The sequence below is a fragment of the Nocardia sp. JCM 38205 genome (assembly GCF_058222935.1).
Map to the genome: position 1 here is coordinate 135,704 of NZ_JBYHFL010000009.1, position 17,763 is coordinate 153,466.

Below are 17,763 nucleotides of genomic sequence, written 5' to 3' on the forward strand. Positions count from 1 at the left end.
ATCAGCGGAGGCGAGGACCGGGCTCGGTCGTCAGCGTTCGGCCAGGACCTCACCGATGTACTTGGCCACCGCGGCCACCGAAGCGATCGTGCCCGGGTAGTCCATCCGGGTGGGGCCGAGCACACCCATACCGCCCAGGACCGCGCCGGACGCACCGTAACCGGTGGATACCACCGAGGTTCCGCGCATCTGCTCGACCTGGGTCTCCTCGCCGATGCGCACTGTCACCGTGCCGGGCTGCTGCGCGGCCGCGAGCAGTTTGAGCACCACCACCTGCTCCTCGAGTGCCTCCAGCACCGCGCGCAGCGAGCCGGGGAATCCGAAGTCGGCGGCATTGCGGGTGAGGTTGGCGGTACCGCCGAGCACCAGCCGTTCCTCCGGGTGTTCCACCAAGGTCTCGACCAGCACCGTCGCGACCCGCACCAGCACGTCACGCAGCCGCGGCGGCGCCTGCTCGGGCAGCTGCGCGACCGCGGCGGAGGCGTTGGCGAGCCGTTTGCCGTCCATGGCGCCACCGAGCATGCCGCGCAAGGCGGCCAGATCTTCGTCGTCGACGAGTGCGCCGAGTTCCACGATGCGCTGATCGACGCGACCGGTGTCGGTGATCACCACCAGCAGCAGCCGCGCCGGGTTGAGCGCGACCACCTCGATATGGCGCACCGTCGAAGCCGACACCGTCGGGTACTGGACGACGGCGACCTGACGCGTCAGCTGGGCCAGCAGACGCACGCCGCGGCGCAGCACATCGTCCAGGTCGACGCCGGACTCCAGGAACTCCAGGATGGCGCGGCGCTCGGCGGCCGAGAGCGGCTTCACATCGGCGATCCGGTCCACGAACTGCCGGTAGCCCTTGTCGGTGGGCACCCGCCCGGAACTGGTGTGCGGCTGGGTGATGTAGCCCTCGGCCTCCAGCACGGCCATATCGTTGCGCACGGTGGCGCTGGACACGCCCAGGTTGTGCCGTTCGACAAGGGTTTTCGAGCCGATCGGCTCCTTGGTCGCGACGTAATCGGCAACGATCGCCCGCAGGACCTCGAACCGTCTGTCCTCGGTGCTCGACATCGGCCCCACCTCCTCGCTCGCGTGGGCACGCAGTCGCGGCCTTTCAGCGCGCCACCATACTGGGCCCGGCCGGCTTCCGCCGGACCTCACCCATCCATTTTAGTGGCCGCCCGCGCGTTGTCCCTGGGTGCGCATCGGCGCGGCGCTCGTCCGGTGCGGGCAGTGCGTCCCGCGCGCCCGTCGACGCCCCCGTCCGGGTGGTAACTTCCTGGGCGGCTTCGAATCCATGACGACACGGAACGAGGGGGATCCGGATGTTCGACGACGCTGCCCGGGCTGCCGGCGATCTCGACCGGTGGGCGCAGAATCTCGAGCGCAAGGCGCAGCAGTATCAGGCGCTGCACGGCCGGATGGCGGCGATGTCGGTCACCGAGACCTCGCCGGGCGGGCGCGTCACCGTGACCGTCGACGGTAACGGCCTGCCGACCGATATCCGTTTCTCCGACGGCATCCGCGGCCTCGGCCCCGCCGCATTGTCGGCCGAGCTGATGTCCTGCCTGCACCAGGCCCAGGTCAAGCTGCGCCGCGACGTCACCGCGACCGTGCAGGAAGTGGTCGGCGAGGATGAAGCCGGGGCACACATCATCGAGCAGTACACGCAGCGGTTCGCCGACGAGGAGAGCGAACCCGAGCCGCCCGCGCCGTCGGGACCGCCGGGGGAACTCCGTGGCCCGGACTCCGATGATCCGGACGATCAGTTCTACCGCGGCCGGTCCTGGTTGGTGTGAGGATGACGGGTCCGCTCTCACCGTCGAGCCCGATGATTGTGCGACGGCACGCGCGGACCGCGGCCGGCCTGTCCGAAACGCACCGAGCCGGCGTTGCATGCCGCGAGCTACATCGCGACCGCCGATGACGGGTTCCGGCGCGTTTCCGCGCCCGCTCGAATGCCATGGGAACCTCGATCGGTGGATCGGGTGCACCGATCACCGAGGCCGCAGACGCCGCGCACCGACGAGCGCCCGTGGCGATCAGTCCACGGTGAGGACAAGTTTGCCGACCGTGCGGCCCGTCTCACCGAGGGTGTGAGCTTTTGCAGCATCGGTCAGCGGGAAGGTACCGGCGATCGTAGGGCGAAGCGCTCCGGATTCGGCCAGGTCTCGGATGGTGTTCATGCCTTCGTGATCGGCCTCGACGAGCATGGAGACAGCTCGGACACCCAGTTTTTCGGCCTCCGCGTACAGCTTCTCGTTGCTGCCGGCGCGAATCGAGACCACGATGCCGCCCGGGCGAAGCGTGCGCAGCGAGCGGATGGCGTGGTCGGCGCCGATCGGGTCGAGAACCATATCGATATCGCGGACAGTTTCGGCGAAATCGGTTGTGCGGTAGTCGAGCACGTCGTCGGCGCCGATCCCGCGCAGGAAATCGTGATTGGCGGCGCTGGCGGTGCCGATCACGTGCGCGCCGCGGGCCTTGGCGATCTGGACGGCGAAGTGACCGACGCCGCCGGAGGCGGCATGAATCAGAACACGGTGCCCCGCTTGTACATCAGCTGTGTCGACCAGGGCTTGGTAGGCGGTCAGAGCGGCCAGCGGGACGGCGGCAGATCGGATGTGGTCGAGGGTTGTCGGTTTGCGGGCGAAGGCCCGGGCCGGCCCGGTGACGTACTCGGCGGCGGCGCCGTGGCCGTGAGGGTAGGGAAGCATGCCGAAGACCTCGTCACCCGGCTTGAACACGGTGACACCGAATCCGATGGCAACCACCTCGCCGGAGACGTCCCAGCCGAGTGTGAAGGGCGGGTCCGGGAGGAACAGCCCCTTGATCGCGCGGTGTTTCCAATCCGTCGGATTGAGTGCCGTGGCACGTACCCGCACCAGGATCTCGCTCGGACCCGGCTGCGGCACGGGCATCTCCACCTCATGCAGTACTTCGGGTCCTCCGAGCACATCCTGCCGAATGGCCCGCATAGTGGTGGGGATGCTGATGTCATCGCTCATGGCTGTCAGCTTGCCGCCGATCGCCCGGCCGCAAAATGGCAGAATTGCCATCATTCGATACGATCATGCCATGCGGTCCGAGTCGAAGCAGCGACACCGAGTTGTCGTTCTGGTGCTCGATGGCGCCTATCCCTTCGAGCTGGGCATCCCGAACCGGGTCTTCGGGACCGCGGATGGGCGATACGACGTGATCACCTGCTCACTCGACGGGCAGCCGGTTCGCAGCAACTCCGATTTCGACATCGCGGTCGCACACGGCGCAGATATGTTGAAAACCGCTGATACCGTGGTGATTCCACCGTGTGACGTTGCTCCGATCCTCGACAGTGGGCTGCCGGACGCTACCTCGGACGCGCTGGCACTGATCCGCCCGAGAGCTCGCCTGGTCTCCATCTGTACGGGCGCATTCGTGGTCGCAGCGGCTGGACTCCTCGACAACCGTCCCGCGACCACTCACTGGAACTATGCCGACCGCTTTCGCAGGGCGTTTCCGAAGGTGCAGCTCGATCCGAATGTTCTCTACGTCGACGACGGGGACATCCTCACGTCGGCGGGCGCGACTGCCGGCGTCGACCTGTGCCTGCACCTGATCCGCAATGACCATGGCAGTGAGGTCGCCAATATGGTCGCGCGCCGTTGCGTGGTCCCGCCATGGCGTGAGGGCGGGCAGGCGCAGTTCATCGAAAGGCCGGTGCCTCCGGTCGCGATGGCGGGCACCGTTGCCGCCCGCCAATGGGCGCTGGAAAATCTGCACCACCCGATCACTATGTCGGACTTGGCCGAACGTGCTCACATGAGTGGCCGGACCTTCGCCCGCCGATTCCAGGAGGAGGTGGGGATGAGTCCTGGCCGCTGGCTCACGCAACAACGGATTTTCCGCGCCCGTGAACTCCTCGAAACCACGCAGCTTTCCGTGGATCGCATCGCCGGCGAGGTGGGCTTCGCGACAGGAGCATCCCTGCGCCGACACCTGCACGACGCCATCGGCGTCTCCCCGCTGGCTTACCGCCGAACCTTCCGTACTGCCACCTCGACCACCCCGGCATGAGGTGTCGGTCCCCGTTGGTACTCGGTTCCGACCAGCCGAGTTGGGCAGGCGCACGGCTGTCGACCATGGGTCGGAGATCAGACGAGGATTTGTGATCAGCGTTGATTCCGGCCGTACGCGGCTCCGGCGGTAGCGAGGTTACGCGGCGGGCTGGAACCTGGTGCGCACCGGCGAGCACCGGGGTTCTGGTTCGCCCGTCCGATTCGACTCGCGACCAGCGGAGCAACCGGATTCACCCGAGGAGATCTCGCACCACACCATCGGCCAGGAGCCGGCCCTGATCGGTGAGCACCAGACGATCGCCGTGCCGTTCGGCCCGCCCGTCGGCGAGAATCCGTTCGGCCGCGGCGATTCCGGTCTCGTTCAGATCCTCCATCGGCAGTCCGGTGCGCAACCGTGTCACGAGCATGATCCGCTCGAGGTAGCGCTCATCGTCGGTGAGCGATTCCCAGCCCGCCGCGGGCAGTCCGCCGTCGGCCACCCGATCGGCGTACCGCGCCGGATGTTTGACGTTCCACCAGCGCACTCCGCCGAGATGACTGTGCGCACCGGGGCCCGCGCCAAGCCAGTCACCGCCGTCCCAATAGCCGAGGTTGTGGCGGCAGCGGGCGGCGTCCGAGGACGCCCAGTTGGAGACCTCGTACCAGGTGAGCCCGGCGCCGCGCAGGCGGGCGTCGATGCGTTCGTAGCGGGCGGCGAGGACGTCGTCGTCGGGTGCGGGTAGTTCGCCGCGGCGGACGCGCCGGGCCAGGGCAGTGCCGTCCTCGACGATGAGTGAGTACGCCGAGACGTGGTCGACGCCGGCCTCGAGCACCGCGTCCAGGCTGGCGTCCAGGTCGCTGTCGCGTTCGCCGGGGGTGCCGTAGATCAGGTCGAGGTTGACGTGCTCGAATCCGGCCGCGCGGGCCTCCTTCGCGGCGGCGACTGCCCGGCCGGGCGTGTGGGTGCGGTCCAGGACGGCCAGCACGTGCTCGGCGGCCGACTGCATGCCGAGCGATACCCGGGTGTACCCGGCGGAGCGGATCTGTTCGAAGAACGCCGGCGAGGTCGACTCCGGGTTCGATTCGGTGGTGACCTCCGCGTCGGCGGCCAGCGCGAACTCGGCTCGGATCGCGTCGAGCACCTCGGCGAGGCCGCTGCCGCCGAGCAGCGAGGGCGTGCCGCCGCCGACGAACACCGTCGATACTTCCGGCGTCGCGCTCGGCAGTGCCGCGAACTGCCGGGCCGCCGTGGACAGCTCGCCGCGCAGCGCCGTCATCCAGGACTGCGGCGAGGACGAACTGCCCAGCTCACCGGCGGTATAGGTATTGAAGTCGCAATACCCGCAGCGGGTCGCACAGAACGGTACGTGCACGTAGATGCCGAACGGTCCGCCGCCGAAATCGCGCAGCACCGGGGTGGCGGCATCGGTGTGCTTGGCGGTGGCGGCGGGCGAACTCACTGCTCCAGTGTGCCCGTCCCGGTCCGTGCCATCGCACGGGACCTGGGTGTTTACCGCCACTTCCCCACCTGTCGGGCCCGGTGGGGAATCAGTGCGGGCGGTCAGGGTGCGGCCGCGCCGCCCGATCGTGCGCTGCGCTCGTGCAGGCCGTCCTGCGCTGCCGACGCTGGGCTGCTCTTATGCGGCTGAGCCGGGCCGCGCCGGCGATCTCGGCTTCCGGCGATTCCGCGATGTGGACGGGTCCCGCGGTGCGCCGCCGGTCCTGGCGATGCCCGTGCGACCCCTGCCCGACCGCGGGGAGCATCCCCATAGCTGCTGGTAGGCCGCCTGAGGGTAGCCGGGGCCCGCTTAATCGGTGGGCGGGTGTCGGTGCCGCGCGTTAAACTTTGGTCATCCACAGCGCATCATCTCCACCGCGCCGGAGCAGCGCCGATGCCGCCGAACGGGCGGTGGTCGGCACGGGTGTGGGGCGGGTGATGCGGCGGCTCCGAGACCGGAAAGCAGGCTAAGGCCACTACGTGAGAACCCAAGGTGAGATCGGCGACCCGGCGACCCCCGCGGCCGGCAATGGTGCAGACGTCAGCAGCACGGGTCCCGCGGCACGCACCGTACGTTCCAGCATCGAACTCGCACCGGAGTCCGTTTTCCCATTCCTCGGATCGGCCGACCAGAACCTGCGCGAACTCGAAGACCTGCTCGACGCCGACATCCACGTGCGCGGCAATTCCGTCACCCTCACCGGTAAGGCCGCCGATGTGGCGCTGGCCGAGCGCGTCGTCGAACAGCTCGTCGCGCTGACCGGCCGCAACCGCGTGGTCACCCCCGAGGCCGTGCGTCACACCGTGTCCATGCTCACCGAGGGCACCGCCGAATCGCCCGCCGAGGTGCTCAGCCTCGACATCCTGTCCCGGCGCGGCAAGACCATCCGCCCCAAAACGCTCAACCAGAAGCGCTACGTCGACGCCATCGACGCCAACACCATCGTGTTCGGGATCGGCCCGGCAGGCACCGGCAAGACCTACCTCGCCATGGCCAAGGCCGTGCAGGCGTTGCAGTCCAAGCAGGTCAACCGCATCATCCTCACCCGCCCGGCGGTCGAGGCGGGTGAACGCCTCGGCTTCCTGCCCGGCACCCTCAACGAGAAGATCGACCCGTACCTGCGCCCGCTCTACGACGCCCTGCACGACATGATGGACCCCGAAGCCATCCCGAAGCTGATGGCGGCCGGAGTCATCGAGGTCGCGCCGCTGGCATACATGCGTGGTCGCACGCTGAACGATTCGTTCATCATCTTGGACGAGGCGCAGAACACCACGGCCGAGCAGATGAAGATGTTCCTGACCAGGCTCGGATTCGGGTCGAAGATCGTGGTCACCGGTGACGTCACCCAGGTCGATCTGCCCAACGGCTCACGTTCCGGGCTGCGGGCGGCCAGTGAGATCCTCACCGAGATCGAGGACATCCACTTCGCCGAGCTCACCAGCAGCGACGTCGTCCGGCATCGCCTGGTCTCCGACATCGTCGACGCCTACGACCGGTTCGAGGCCGAAACCCGCCCGGTCGGTCCGCACATGCCGGGCAACCGGGCCCAGCGCCGGGCCGCCAACCGCACCGGACGCCGCTGAACCTCTCGCGCACCTCGCGGGGTTGCGGTCGGACGGTGACCGGCCGCACCCATTAGGCTGACCTGGTGAGTATCGAGATCGCCAACGAGTCGGGCATGGACGTGCCCGAGGAAGATCTGGTCGGTGTCGCACGGTTCGTGATCGCGCGAATGGATGTGCACCCGGCCGCGGAGCTGTCCATGGTGCTCGTCGATCTCGACACCATGGCCGACCTGCACATGCGCTGGATGGATCTGCCCGGTCCGACCGACGTGATGTCGTTCCCGATGGACGAGCTCGAGCCGGGTGGGCGGCCCGACAGTCCCGAACCCGGCCCCTCCATGCTCGGCGATATCGTGCTGTGCCCCGAGTTCGCGCTCGGTCAGGCACGCAAGGCCGGCCATTCCCTCGATCATGAACTCGCGCTGCTCACCGTGCACGGTGTGCTGCATCTGCTCGGCTACGACCACGCCGAGCCGGAGGAGGAGAAGGAGATGTTCGCGTTGCAGGCCCGGCTGCTCGAGGAGTGGTACGAAAGCCTGCGCGAGGCCGCGCGCCGCGCCGAACTCGCCGAACGCGATGCCCGCCTGCTGGGGAAAGCGGGCTTCACGACGCCGGGTGATGCTCAGGCGTGAACGCGCTGACTCTGATCGTCCTGGCGGTCCTGCTGGTTCCCGTCGGTGGTGTGTTCGCTGCCGTCGATTCCGCGCTGAACACGATTTCCCCTGCACGCCTCGACGATATGGTGCGCGCCGAACGGGCGGGTGCCGCGCGGTTGAGCCGCATCGTCGACGACCGGCCGCGCTATGTGAATCTCATGGTGCTGCTGCGCATTCTGTGCGAGATCACCGCGACGGTGCTGCTCGCGGCCGCGCTGGCCACGATGCTGTCCGACGCGATGGCACTGCTGCTGACGGCGGTCATCATGGTGCTGGTCGATTACGTGGTGATCGGGGTCGGGCCGCGCACCCTCGGCCGCCAGCACGCCTATTCGATCGCGCTGGCCGCCGCCTTGCCGTTGCAGTTCATCGGCGCGTTGCTCGGGCCGGTCAGCAGGCTGCTGATCCTCATCGGTAATGCGATCACCCCGGGTAAAGGTTTCCGCAACGGCCCGTTCGCCTCGGAAATCGAACTGCGCGAGGTGGTCGATATGGCGCGTGAGCGCGGTGTCGTCGCCGATGACGAGCGCCGGATGATCCAGTCGGTGTTCGAGCTCGGCGACACCGCCGCCAGGGCGGTGATGGTGCCGCGCACCGAGATGGTGTGGATCGAGCAGGACAAGACCGCGGCGCAGGCCACCTCTCTCGCGGTGCGCAGTGGGCACTCCCGGATCCCGGTGATCGGCGCCAACGTCGACGACATTCTCGGCGTCGTCTACCTGAAAGATCTTGTGCAGTACGGCGATCGCGGCCGCAGCGTGCAGGTGCGCGAGGTGATGCGGCCCGCGGTCTTCATGCCCGATTCCAAACCGCTGGACGCCCTGCTGGACGAGATGCAGCGCCGCCGCAACCATATGGCGCTGCTGGTCGACGAGTACGGCGGTATCGCCGGGCTGGTCACCATCGAGGACGTACTCGAGGAGATCGTCGGCGAAATCGCCGACGAGTACGACACCGACGAGACCCCGCCCATCGAGAAGCTCGACGACGACCGCTACCGGGTATCGGCACGGTTGTCGATCGAGGACCTCGGCGAACTGTACGGCCTCGAGATCGACGAAGAGGATGTCGACACCGTCGGCGGGCTGCTCGCTCATGAGCTCGGCCGGGTCCCGCTGCCCGGTTCCGAGATCACCGCCCACGGTCTGCAATTGCGTGGCGAAGGCGGACCCGATACCCGCGGCCGGGTGCGCGTGCACACGGTGGTGGTCAGCCGGGCGGTCGACGGCGAGACGGCATCGAACGGTAACGGCGCGGCCGGGGTGATCCCGGGCGGCCGAGACGAACAGGAGACACCGAATGACTGAACTGGATGCCGAGGACAACAAGCTGCTGGTGCTGGCGCGTGGCGCCATGGCACGCACCGAGGGCTCCAGCGGCGCCGCCGTCCGCGACAGCGAGGGGCGCACCTACGCCGCGGGCGAGGTGGGTCTGGACGCGTTGCGGCTCACCGCATTGCAGGCCGCGGTCGCCGCCGCGCTCTCCAGCGGCGCGGAGGGTTTCGAAGCGGCCGTGGTGGTCGGCGGCAAGTTCTCCGATCCGGGGGTGACCGCGGTGCGCGAGGTGTCGGCGCAGGCGCGGATCGTGTTCACCGATCGGGCGGGCGCGGTGTTCGATATCGCCGAGGGTTTCGAGGTGCAGGGTGGCTGACCGATCCGGTTCCGGCAAGGACGAATTCCGTTCCGGGTTCGTCTGTTTCGTCGGCAGGCCGAACACCGGTAAATCGACGCTGACCAATGCGCTGGTCGGCGCCAAGATCGCGATCACCTCCTCGCGCCCGCAGACCACCCGCCACACTATTCGCGGGATCGTGCACCGTGAGCACACCCAGCTGATCCTGGTCGATACGCCAGGGCTGCATCGTCCGCGTACCCTGCTCGGCCAGCGGCTCAACGATCTGGTGCGCGACACCTACTCCGAGGTCGACGTGATCGCGCTGTGCATCCCGGCCGACGAGAAGATCGGCCCCGGTGACCGCTGGATCGTGCAGCAGGTCAAGCAGATGGCGCCGAAGACGACGGTGCTCGGCGTGGTCACCAAGATCGACAAGGTGAGCCGCGATCAGGTCGCCGCGCAGCTCCTCGCGGTGTCGCAGCTGCTGGGACCCGATGCCGATGTGGTGCCGGTGTCGGCGGTCAAGGGCGAGCAGGTCGAGGTGCTGGTGGACGTCATCGCCTCGAAGATGCCGGAGGGTCCGGCGTTCTATCCGGACGGCGAGCTGACCGACGAGCCCGAGGAAACCCTGATGGCCGAGCTCATCCGCGAGGCGGCCCTCGAGGGTGTGCGCGATGAGCTGCCGCATTCGCTGGCCGTCGTGATCGAGGAGGTCCTACCGTACGAGGGCCGTGAGGACATGCTGGACGTGCACGCGCTGCTGTACGTGGAGCGGCCGAGCCAGAAGGCGATCGTCATCGGCAAGGGTGGTGCCCGGCTCAAGGAGGTCGGCACCAATGCCCGCAAACAGATCGAGCACATCCTCGGTACCCGCATCTACCTGAACCTGCACGTGAAGGTGGCCAAGGACTGGCAGCGCGATCCGAAGCAGCTGGGCAAGCTCGGTTTCTGAGCCGTCGCCGTCGGTGCGGGCTGCTATATTCCCGGGCGTGTTCGTTGTCGTCGACGGGGCTGGTCGCGGGCCTGCACCCAGATGACGCACGCGGCGCCGGAAGGGTCCCGGCGTCGACGCGGGTGTGGGAGGACGGTGCCGGGTGGAGATCGCCGAAGGCATGGATGTCGCCGGTTACCGGATCGAGCGCCGCCTCGGTGCCGGCGGTATGGGGGCCGTCTATCTCGTCCAGCATCCGAGGCTGCCACGCAAGGACGCGCTGAAGGTACTCTCCGACAGCCACCACGACGACGCCGAATTCCGCGCGCGTTTCCTGCGCGAGGCCGACATCGCCGCCCGGCTACAGCATCCCAATCTGGTCGCGGTCCGCGATCGCGGTGAGTTCGACGGTCGGCTGTGGCTGACGATGCAGTACGTCGACGGCGTCGACGGCGCGCAGTTGATCCGGCGTGGTCCGGCGGCGTTGCCGCCGCAGCGCGCGGTGTACATCATCGGGGAGGCCGCGCGCGGTCTCGACGAGATCCACCGTGCGGGCTTGTTGCACCGGGATGTGAAGCCGGCCAACATACTCATCGCCGAGCAGCCGGGGGAGCCGGATCGCGTACTGGTCACCGATTTCGGTATCGCTCGCCCCGCCGACGATTCGACCACTCTCGGCGATCCGGGTGGGCTCACCGCGAGCCTGGCGTACGCTGCGCCCGAGCAGATCCGTGGCGAGGTGCTCGATCAGCGCGCGGACGTATACGCGTTGGGCTGCACGCTTTTTCACCTGTTGACGGGGTCGGTGCCGTTTCAACGTGACACTCCCGGCGCGGTCATGTTCGCCCATCTCAACGATCCGCCGCCGCGGCCGTCTCGAGTCGATACCCGGTTGCCCGCGGCATTCGACGAGGTGATCGCGACCGCGCTGGCCAAGGATCCGGCGCACCGGTATCCCAGCTGCGGTGCGCTGGCCGAGGCGGCGCACCGCGCACTGACCGACGCGGAGGCCGAAACCGTCCGGCTCACCGCGCCCACTGCCGCCGCGACCGGACCCGGTGGGGCAGGCTCGGCCCGCACGGCGGGCACGCGGGCGCTGTTGTGGGCGGGGGCAGCGGGGGTCGTCGTGCTCGCGGTCGTGCTCGCGATCGTCGCCTGGCCCGATCGGGTCGAATCCGCCGCGGCCGTGCGGCTGCCGACTCCCTCCGGTGCGGCGCCGCGGGTTTCGCCGGACTGGGCCGCGTATTCGTTCATGGTCGAACCGTTCGCCGAGCTGTTGCCCTATTCGCCGGATGGCTACGGCTACCGCGAACTCTCCGTCTGCCAGGCCATCGACGATAAGCGCGATCTGGTGCCGATGGATACCGCCTTGCCGCTGAGCGTGATTCGCTGCACCGGCGATCAGGACCCGGTCGCGATGATGTTCCTGCACTGCACCGCCGACCGCGGCCGGCTCGGGCCGCTGCCCTGGCCCGGGATGGAAGGCGAAGAGCACTGGAAACGGGAGTCCGGGTCGGGCTATCTGCGCTGGGGCAGCTACACCACGGTGCACGGCGAGAAGTTCGGCCGTCTCGAGGTGTTCTTCGACGCTCCCGACCGCAATTTCTGCGCCATCCAGGTCAACGGCGAGGTCGCGGCCGCCGAATTGCGGGCTCGCTGGTGGTTCGATGCGCCGCTGTGACAGGGGATTACGAATGATGCTGCGCACCGCGATCTTCCGCATGCTTGGTGCTCTCGCCGTCATCGTGGCGACCGCGACGACCGGTTGTGCGGTAGCCGGACATCCACAGCCGGAACAGCCCGATCTCAGCGGGCTCGACGTCGGCACCCACGGCGTCGATATCCTGGCCGAGCCGGCCGAGGGCAGCGAGCGTTACGGCCGGGTGATCGAATCGGTGCGGATGGGCGAGGCCGTGATCGACCCGGCCGAGGTGGATCCCGACCTGAGTTACGCGCTCGGCACGGTGCGTGCCTCACCCCTGCCGACGCCGGTGAAGACCAACGGTCTGCTGGCCGCGCCTGCCCGCGCGGTGCTCCAGCGCTACGGCATGGTGGCCGGCTTCGTCGTCGGCGGGGCCGATCGCGACGTCAGCTCGATTCCGGTCGTCGGCTCCGGCCGCATGATGACGCTGCTGCTGCTGCGTCTACCGGACGCCGACGCGGCGCGGCAGGCCGCGCAGGAGATCGATGCGATCGACGCCGCGGTGAGCCCGGACAACGTCGGCGTGGACATCGACCGGCACCCGTCGGCCCACGCGCACTGGCGCCCCGCGGTGCCAACCCTTGCCGCCACCATGGCAGACGGGCCCTTCGTCATCAGCCTGCTCATCGGGCACACCTCGCCCGACCGAGACGCCATGGTCGCGCTGGTCGCCGACACCTTCGACGCACAGCTGGCGCGGCTGCGTGATTTTCAGCCGACACCGCGCGACGAGATCGCGCGTCTGCCACTGGACCGGGACGGCATGCTGGCGCGTATGGTGCCCGAAAAGCCCGGGCAGTGGCAGTATCCGGCGGCGATCTCGGTCAGCACGGTCGAGACCGCGGGCTGGAACAGTGCGGTCATCCCGAAGGGCGTGGTCTTCGGGCCGCGCGCCGCGTACCTTCGGATCGGGCGCGCCAGCGAGCACGGACCGGCCGGGGAGCCGCTGGAGTTGCTCGGCTTCAACGGCGGCAACGACTCGCTCGGCCGGTTCGCCGACGCGGCCACGGCCCGACGGGATTTCGACGCCTTCGCCGGCGAGGCCGAGATGCCGGGCTACGGCCCGATCGCCACGCCGGAGGGCATTCCCGATGTCCGCTGCGTGCAATACCTTTCGGCCGGACCGCAGTGGCCCCGCTACTCCTGCCGACTCCTCCACGGCCGCTACCAGGCCTTCCTCCGGGGGCGCACGGTCGAAAGCACCCACCAGCGGGTGGCCGCACAGTACGCCCTGCTGGTGCGCGCCGAATGAGCGGACGACTCACTCCCGGCGTCGTTTTCGCGGGATACCTCATCGAAGGTGTGCTCGGCAGCGGCGGGATGGGGACGGTCTACCTGGCCCGGCATCCACGGCTGCCGCGCCGGGAGGCGGTGAAAGTGCTCTCACCGCACCACAGCTCCGACGACGAGTTCCGCGCCAGGTTCGTCCGGGAGGCCGAGCTCGCTGCCCGCCTCGACCATCCCAACGTCATCGCCGTGCACGATCGCGGGGTGGCCGAGGATCTGCTGTGGATCGCGATGCAGTACGTCGACGGGACCGATGCGGCCGAACTCATCCGGCGGCACCCGGCCGGACTCGCCCCATCGCGCGTCGCGCGGATCGTGACGCAGGCGGCACGCGGACTGGATGCCGCCCATCGGGCCGGGATGCTGCACCGCGACGTCAAACCGGCGAACCTGCTCATCGAGGCCCGCCCCGGTGGCGACGAGCGGGTGTACGTCACCGATTTCGGCATCGCGAGGGCGGCCGGATCGGCGACGGCGCTCACCGAGTCCGGGGTGGTGGTGGCGACCTTGGCGTATGCCGCGCCGGAGCAACTCGCCGCGCGGCCGGTGGATCAGCGCGCCGACGTCTACGCGCTGGGCTGCACCCTGTTCGAACTGCTGACCGGCGCCAAACCGTTCCCCCGGCCGACCGCCGCCGCGGTGCTGCACGCCCACCTCCAGGATCCACCGCCGCGAGCAACGGTGGTGAATCCGGCCCTGCCCGCCGCGATCGACGCGGTGGTCGCGCGGGCGTTGGCGAAAGACCCCGGGCAGCGGTTCCCGACCTGCGGTGCGCTGGCGGCGGCGGTCTCGGCTGCTTTGCTCGAGCCGGGATCGAGGTCCACGGCAGGGGCTGTGGACGTATCGGGCGCTCCGCCTGCCCGGCCCGGCGCAACCGTGCCCGCCCAGCGACGACGGCGAATCGGCCGAGCCGGCATGGTCGCCGCGGCGCTGGGTTCGGTGCTGGCCCTGGCCGTCATCGCGGGCACGATCTGGGCGGTCGGTTCGCAGGGCGATGAAACGTCCTCGGCCGCCGCGGTTTCCCCGCCCACGAACACGGTGCGCGCGTCCGCCACGGCGGCTGCCGGCGCGGCAACGTGGGGTAGCCATGATTTCGTGGTGCGCAGCTTCCCGCAGTTGCTGCCGGCCACCCCTGACGCGCAGGGATATCAAGGACTGCGATGTAGCGCTGTCGACCAGGACATGCGGCCGGTGGATGTGGCCGCGCCGGTCGGCCGGGTGGCGCGGTTGAGCTGTAGCGGAAACGGCGCGCCCGTGCGCAGACTCACGGTGGATTGCCTGGGCAACCGCTCGCCGAACCCGGTGGCGCCGTTCTCGGATATGACCGTCACCGGCGATCAGCCGTGGAGTCGCGTTTCCGGTAGCGGCCGGGTGATCTGGGGTGATGTCGTCAGCGACGGCCGTACCGCGGGAACCTTGCTGATCGGGTTCGACCTGGCGGGCCCTGGCCGCGAGCACTGTCAGATATTGGTCCTCGGTGGGTCGAACGGACAAGAGCTGTACGACACCTGGTGGCCGTCGGTCCCCGTCTGAGCGCAGTCCCTGGCTGGGGCGCGGCGGCCCCGTCTGCCTGTCCCGAGAATTCGGGGCGGGTCGGATGTCGGTGCCGCGCGGTACAGTTCAGGTCCGCGCGCAGAGCGTGCGTGGCGCTGCCGGACCAGGGGAGGGTCGATGGCGAACCAGGACGAGGTCGTCGCGTTTCTCCGGTTGCTGCGTGGGCTGATGGTGCCCGACGAGCGGCCACGGATCCTGCGCACACTGCTGCGCCGGCGTCGTCCGCTGCCGCCGCCGATGGTCTGTCTCGTCTCCGCCGAATCCGGTGCGCTGCTCGAACAGACCTATGAATGGCTGGGCCGCTCCCCACGCCGGGCCGCGCCGCGCGCCTATGTCGACGTGACGGCTCTGCCCGCCCCCGCGCTCACCCCGGACACCGCGTCGGCGACCCGCTTCGACGGTGAGGAATCGGCCGCGAACTGCCTGCCCGTGCTCGAAGCGCTGAGCCGCCGGTTCATCTCCGACAACACGGCCATGGGCCCCATCGAATTTCCGCGCTACCACGCCGCGGACTGGCTCACCCGCCAGCGTGCCGCGGGCGCTCCGATCGACGCGGCCGAATTGCGTGGCAGGCTGCCCCGGCTGCTGCGGATCAGCCGTCGCGATCCGGAAAGCGATCCGCCGCCCTTCGGCGCGCTCGGCGCCACCATCGAACGGATCGCGCTGGCGATCTGGGCGATCGTGCCGATCGTTCGGCTGTGGTTGTGGGTCAGCGGCATCGTCCCCGGCGTCTCGCGGGAGCCGCGGTGGTTCATGCGTCAGCGTTATCTGGCGCCGGAACTGTCCGACAGCTTCTTGGGTTTCGCGCTCCGCCTCACCGAACAAGGCCGCGAACGGGAAAATCACGAGCAGATCGCCAAACTCCTGGTGCACGCCTTCTTGTCGGATCTCGGTGACGCCTATCGCCGCCGGTTGCTGCGGCCGTCGAGCTGGCGGCGCACCGCGTATCCGGTGGCGCTGCTCGATGGTGTCGCCCATGGTCAAGGCGCGGATCTGCTGCGTTGGATCAACGACATCCGCAACGAGACCGGCAGATTCGACCCACTCGTGGTGGTCGCCTCGGTCGACCGGGCGCCGTCGGACGAGGAACCCGCGAGCCTCGCCGATCTCGGCCGCACCGCCGGTCCGGCTCGTGACCCGATGCGACGCTGGCGCGACACGATCGAAGTCAGGCGCCGCAACCGTGAGGCCACCGCCTGGTATCTCCCGCTGCGGATGCCGGACCGGAGCGTCGATGACGACGCCGCTGGACTGGGCGAGAATCATCTCGCTCGGCCGCCCGCCCCACCCTGGGCGGCCCGCCGCTCGGTGGTGGCGGCATTCGCCCTGGTCCCCGTGGTCGCGTTGGTGGCCGCGGCCGCGGTGTACGTGCACCCGCGCGCGGCGGTCGGCTGTACTGCCTGGCCGTTCTGGTCCGGGGTCGGTGTGGCGGTGCGCGACGGCGAATGCGTCGGCTACAGCGACAACGCCCGCCAGGTCTTCGCCGACGACCCCGAACTATCGGAGATGCAGCGAGAGGTGTTCCGGCAGAACGCGATCGCCGACCGCATCCGGCGCGGCAACCCGAAGCGCCCGGTGGTGGCGCTCGTCTACTTCGCCGGCCTCACCTACGCGGACCGCAACATGCGTTATCCGCATGCCCAGGTGGAAGAACTGGCCGGGCTGGTGCTGCGCCAACGCAATGCGAACGCGCAGAGCAGCGAGGCCGAGCCACTGCTGCGCATCATCATCGCCAACGGCGGATCCGGGATGCGGCAGGCACCCTGGGTGGTGGACAACCTGCTCAGCGCGCTGATCCGCGAGGATTCCGACGTGCTGGGCGTCATCGGGCTCGACCGCAGCAACGCCGAGACGCGGCGCGCCATCGCGCGGCTGGGTGATCTCGGCGTGCCCACATTCGCCACCACGCTGTCGGCGGACGGGCTGGACGAGGTATCGCCCACATATTTCCAAGCGGCGCCGAGCAACCGGGTGCAAGCCAGGCTCGTCGCCGACTACGTGGCCGGAGCCAGGTTTCCGGAAGGCACGCCGCGCGCGGGTCGGCCCCGCTACGACAAGGTCACCGTGTTCCACCCGGACAATCCCGACGACATCTACGTCCACACCCTGGTGGCCGATGCGCTCGAGGAGTTGCGCGCCCGCGGCATTCCCGCCGCCACCTTCAGCTGGTCGCGGCAGCAGGAGCTCTACGGCTTCCCGCCGCCGTGCGCGCGCAGCGAACCCGACGAGGGCGAACTACTGTTCTTCGCCGGGCGCAACAACGACTTCGGTGCGTTCGTCAACGCCGTCACTCGGGAGTGTCACGCCACCGAATCGCCCCCGATTCTCGGCAACGACGCGGTCACCCGGTTCATCGCCGATCCGGTGGGCAGGCAGGCGATCCCGGCCGGGCTCTCCATTCGCTATGTGGCCAAGGGCGTTCCGGTGATGCTCGCCGGCCCAGGCTGCGTCCGAGGGCGCGGAGTGCTCGGAGAGGAGCGCGTCGGGCTCGAATTCCAAGACCTCTGCGCCTCCCTCGCGGAGCTGATCGAGGATCTGGACCTGTATCGCACGCCCTGGCCGGGCGACCGGACCGGACTGTCCTACGACGTGGCCGGCGCGTTCCTGCAAGCGGTGCGGGCCAACCGGGCCCGGCCGGAGCAATCCTCGGGCAAGATCGTCCTGAGTCGCACCGCCATCGCGCTCGAGCTACGCGGCGCCGACTACACCGGCATCACTGGTGTACTGCGCCTGACCGATTCCCGGGTCGCCGAGGACGCCACCATCGGCGTGCTGCTGGCCGAGGATCTCAGCAGTGACGAGGTGGCGCCGCAGTGCCTGCTCATTTTCGGCACCCCGATCGGCGATATCTCCGGCCGCGGACCGGATGGGTGCCCGGCCGGAACGCACAGTCCGGTCGAGGCCTGGCAACCGCGATGAACCGT

At 69.1% G+C, this 17,763-nt stretch carries 14 protein-coding genes; 11 read left to right on the top strand and 3 right to left on the bottom strand.

The window, feature by feature from the left end:
- Window positions 1–30 precede the first annotated feature (30 nt).
- Window positions 31–1,062 carry a heat-inducible transcriptional repressor HrcA gene (gene hrcA / locus AC4HOU_RS26485; RefSeq protein ID WP_138457013.1) on the bottom strand — a complete coding sequence of 344 codons (1,032 nt, stop codon included), beginning with the start codon at window positions 1,060–1,062 and terminating at the stop codon, window positions 31–33.
- A gap of 254 nt (window positions 1,063–1,316) precedes the next feature.
- Between hrcA and AC4HOU_RS26490 the strand changes: the two genes are divergently transcribed.
- Window positions 1,317–1,790 carry a YbaB/EbfC family nucleoid-associated protein gene (locus AC4HOU_RS26490; protein ID WP_195021367.1) on the top strand — a complete coding sequence of 158 codons (474 nt, stop codon included), beginning with the start codon at window positions 1,317–1,319 and terminating at the stop codon, window positions 1,788–1,790.
- 243 nt (window positions 1,791–2,033) lie between these two features.
- On the opposite strand, the gene AC4HOU_RS26495 is transcribed toward AC4HOU_RS26490, so the two are convergent.
- Entirely contained in the window at window positions 2,034–2,999 is a 966-nt protein-coding gene (locus AC4HOU_RS26495) for an NADP-dependent oxidoreductase (protein WP_195021366.1), read from the bottom strand.
- Window positions 3,000–3,069: 70 nt separating this feature from the next.
- Here AC4HOU_RS26495 and AC4HOU_RS26500 point away from each other — a divergent pair, with 70 nt between their 5' ends.
- Complete coding sequence (locus tag AC4HOU_RS26500) at window positions 3,070–4,047, top strand: GlxA family transcriptional regulator (RefSeq protein WP_163814132.1); 978 nt, start codon at window positions 3,070–3,072, stop codon at window positions 4,045–4,047.
- 232 nt (window positions 4,048–4,279) lie between these two features.
- Here the strand turns inward: AC4HOU_RS26500 and hemW are convergent, their stop codons facing one another.
- Window positions 4,280–5,440 (bottom strand): radical SAM family heme chaperone HemW, encoded by a 1,161-nt coding sequence (gene hemW, locus AC4HOU_RS26505; protein ID WP_490725513.1) that lies wholly within the window; start codon window positions 5,438–5,440, stop codon window positions 4,280–4,282.
- A gap of 584 nt (window positions 5,441–6,024) precedes the next feature.
- On the opposite strand from hemW, the gene AC4HOU_RS26510 reads away from it, so the two are divergent.
- The 9 genes from AC4HOU_RS26510 (at window position 6,025) to AC4HOU_RS26550 (ending at window position 17,758) form a co-directional block, all read left to right on the top strand.
- On the top strand, window positions 6,025–7,113 hold the full coding sequence (locus AC4HOU_RS26510) for a PhoH family protein (RefSeq protein ID WP_163814131.1): 1,089 nt from the start codon (window positions 6,025–6,027) through the stop codon (window positions 7,111–7,113).
- Between the two features lie 65 nt (window positions 7,114–7,178).
- Window positions 7,179–7,727, top strand: a complete 549-nt coding sequence (gene ybeY / locus AC4HOU_RS26515) for an rRNA maturation RNase YbeY (protein ID WP_163814069.1) — start codon at window positions 7,179–7,181, stop codon at window positions 7,725–7,727.
- Window positions 7,724–9,058 carry a hemolysin family protein gene (locus tag AC4HOU_RS26520; protein WP_163814068.1) on the top strand — a complete coding sequence of 445 codons (1,335 nt, stop codon included), beginning with the start codon at window positions 7,724–7,726 and terminating at the stop codon, window positions 9,056–9,058. The genes ybeY and AC4HOU_RS26520 overlap by 4 nt, the downstream gene beginning before the upstream one ends.
- Window positions 9,051–9,401, top strand: a complete 351-nt coding sequence (locus AC4HOU_RS26525) for a cytidine deaminase (protein ID WP_163814067.1) — start codon at window positions 9,051–9,053, stop codon at window positions 9,399–9,401. Before AC4HOU_RS26520 ends, AC4HOU_RS26525 begins: the two co-directional genes overlap by 8 nt.
- Complete coding sequence (gene era, locus AC4HOU_RS26530; protein ID WP_138451435.1) at window positions 9,394–10,317, top strand: GTPase Era; 924 nt, start codon at window positions 9,394–9,396, stop codon at window positions 10,315–10,317. The genes AC4HOU_RS26525 and era overlap by 8 nt, the downstream gene beginning before the upstream one ends.
- A 142-nt stretch (window positions 10,318–10,459) precedes the next feature.
- Window positions 10,460–11,977, top strand: a complete 1,518-nt coding sequence (locus tag AC4HOU_RS26535) for a serine/threonine-protein kinase (protein ID WP_490725506.1) — start codon at window positions 10,460–10,462, stop codon at window positions 11,975–11,977.
- 13 nt (window positions 11,978–11,990) lie between these two features.
- Complete coding sequence (locus AC4HOU_RS26540) at window positions 11,991–13,250, top strand: DUF7373 family lipoprotein (RefSeq protein ID WP_490725507.1); 1,260 nt, start codon at window positions 11,991–11,993, stop codon at window positions 13,248–13,250.
- Window positions 13,247–14,818, top strand: a complete 1,572-nt coding sequence (locus tag AC4HOU_RS26545) for a serine/threonine-protein kinase (protein ID WP_490725508.1) — start codon at window positions 13,247–13,249, stop codon at window positions 14,816–14,818. The genes AC4HOU_RS26540 and AC4HOU_RS26545 overlap by 4 nt, the downstream gene beginning before the upstream one ends.
- A gap of 138 nt (window positions 14,819–14,956) precedes the next feature.
- On the top strand, window positions 14,957–17,758 hold the full coding sequence (locus AC4HOU_RS26550; RefSeq protein ID WP_490725509.1) for a type 1 periplasmic-binding domain-containing protein: 2,802 nt from the start codon (window positions 14,957–14,959) through the stop codon (window positions 17,756–17,758).
- Window positions 17,759–17,763: the final 5 nt, after the last annotated feature.

What these genes read in the sequence shown, in the direction of transcription:
- hrcA (WP_138457013.1), bottom strand. Translation starts at nt 1,062, where the DNA reads ATGTCGAGCACCGAGGACAGACGGTTCGAGGTCCTGCGGGCGATCGTT.
- AC4HOU_RS26525 (WP_163814067.1), top strand. Translation starts at nt 9,051, where the DNA reads ATGACTGAACTGGATGCCGAGGACAACAAGCTGCTGGTGCTGGCGCGT.
- AC4HOU_RS26500 (WP_163814132.1), top strand. Translation starts at nt 3,070, where the DNA reads ATGCGGTCCGAGTCGAAGCAGCGACACCGAGTTGTCGTTCTGGTGCTC.
- AC4HOU_RS26490 (WP_195021367.1), top strand. Translation starts at nt 1,317, where the DNA reads ATGTTCGACGACGCTGCCCGGGCTGCCGGCGATCTCGACCGGTGGGCG.
- AC4HOU_RS26540 (WP_490725507.1), top strand. Translation starts at nt 11,991, where the DNA reads ATGATGCTGCGCACCGCGATCTTCCGCATGCTTGGTGCTCTCGCCGTC.
- AC4HOU_RS26545 (WP_490725508.1), top strand. Translation starts at nt 13,247, where the DNA reads ATGAGCGGACGACTCACTCCCGGCGTCGTTTTCGCGGGATACCTCATC.
- AC4HOU_RS26550 (WP_490725509.1), top strand. Translation starts at nt 14,957, where the DNA reads ATGGCGAACCAGGACGAGGTCGTCGCGTTTCTCCGGTTGCTGCGTGGG.
- AC4HOU_RS26495 (WP_195021366.1), bottom strand. Translation starts at nt 2,999, where the DNA reads ATGAGCGATGACATCAGCATCCCCACCACTATGCGGGCCATTCGGCAG.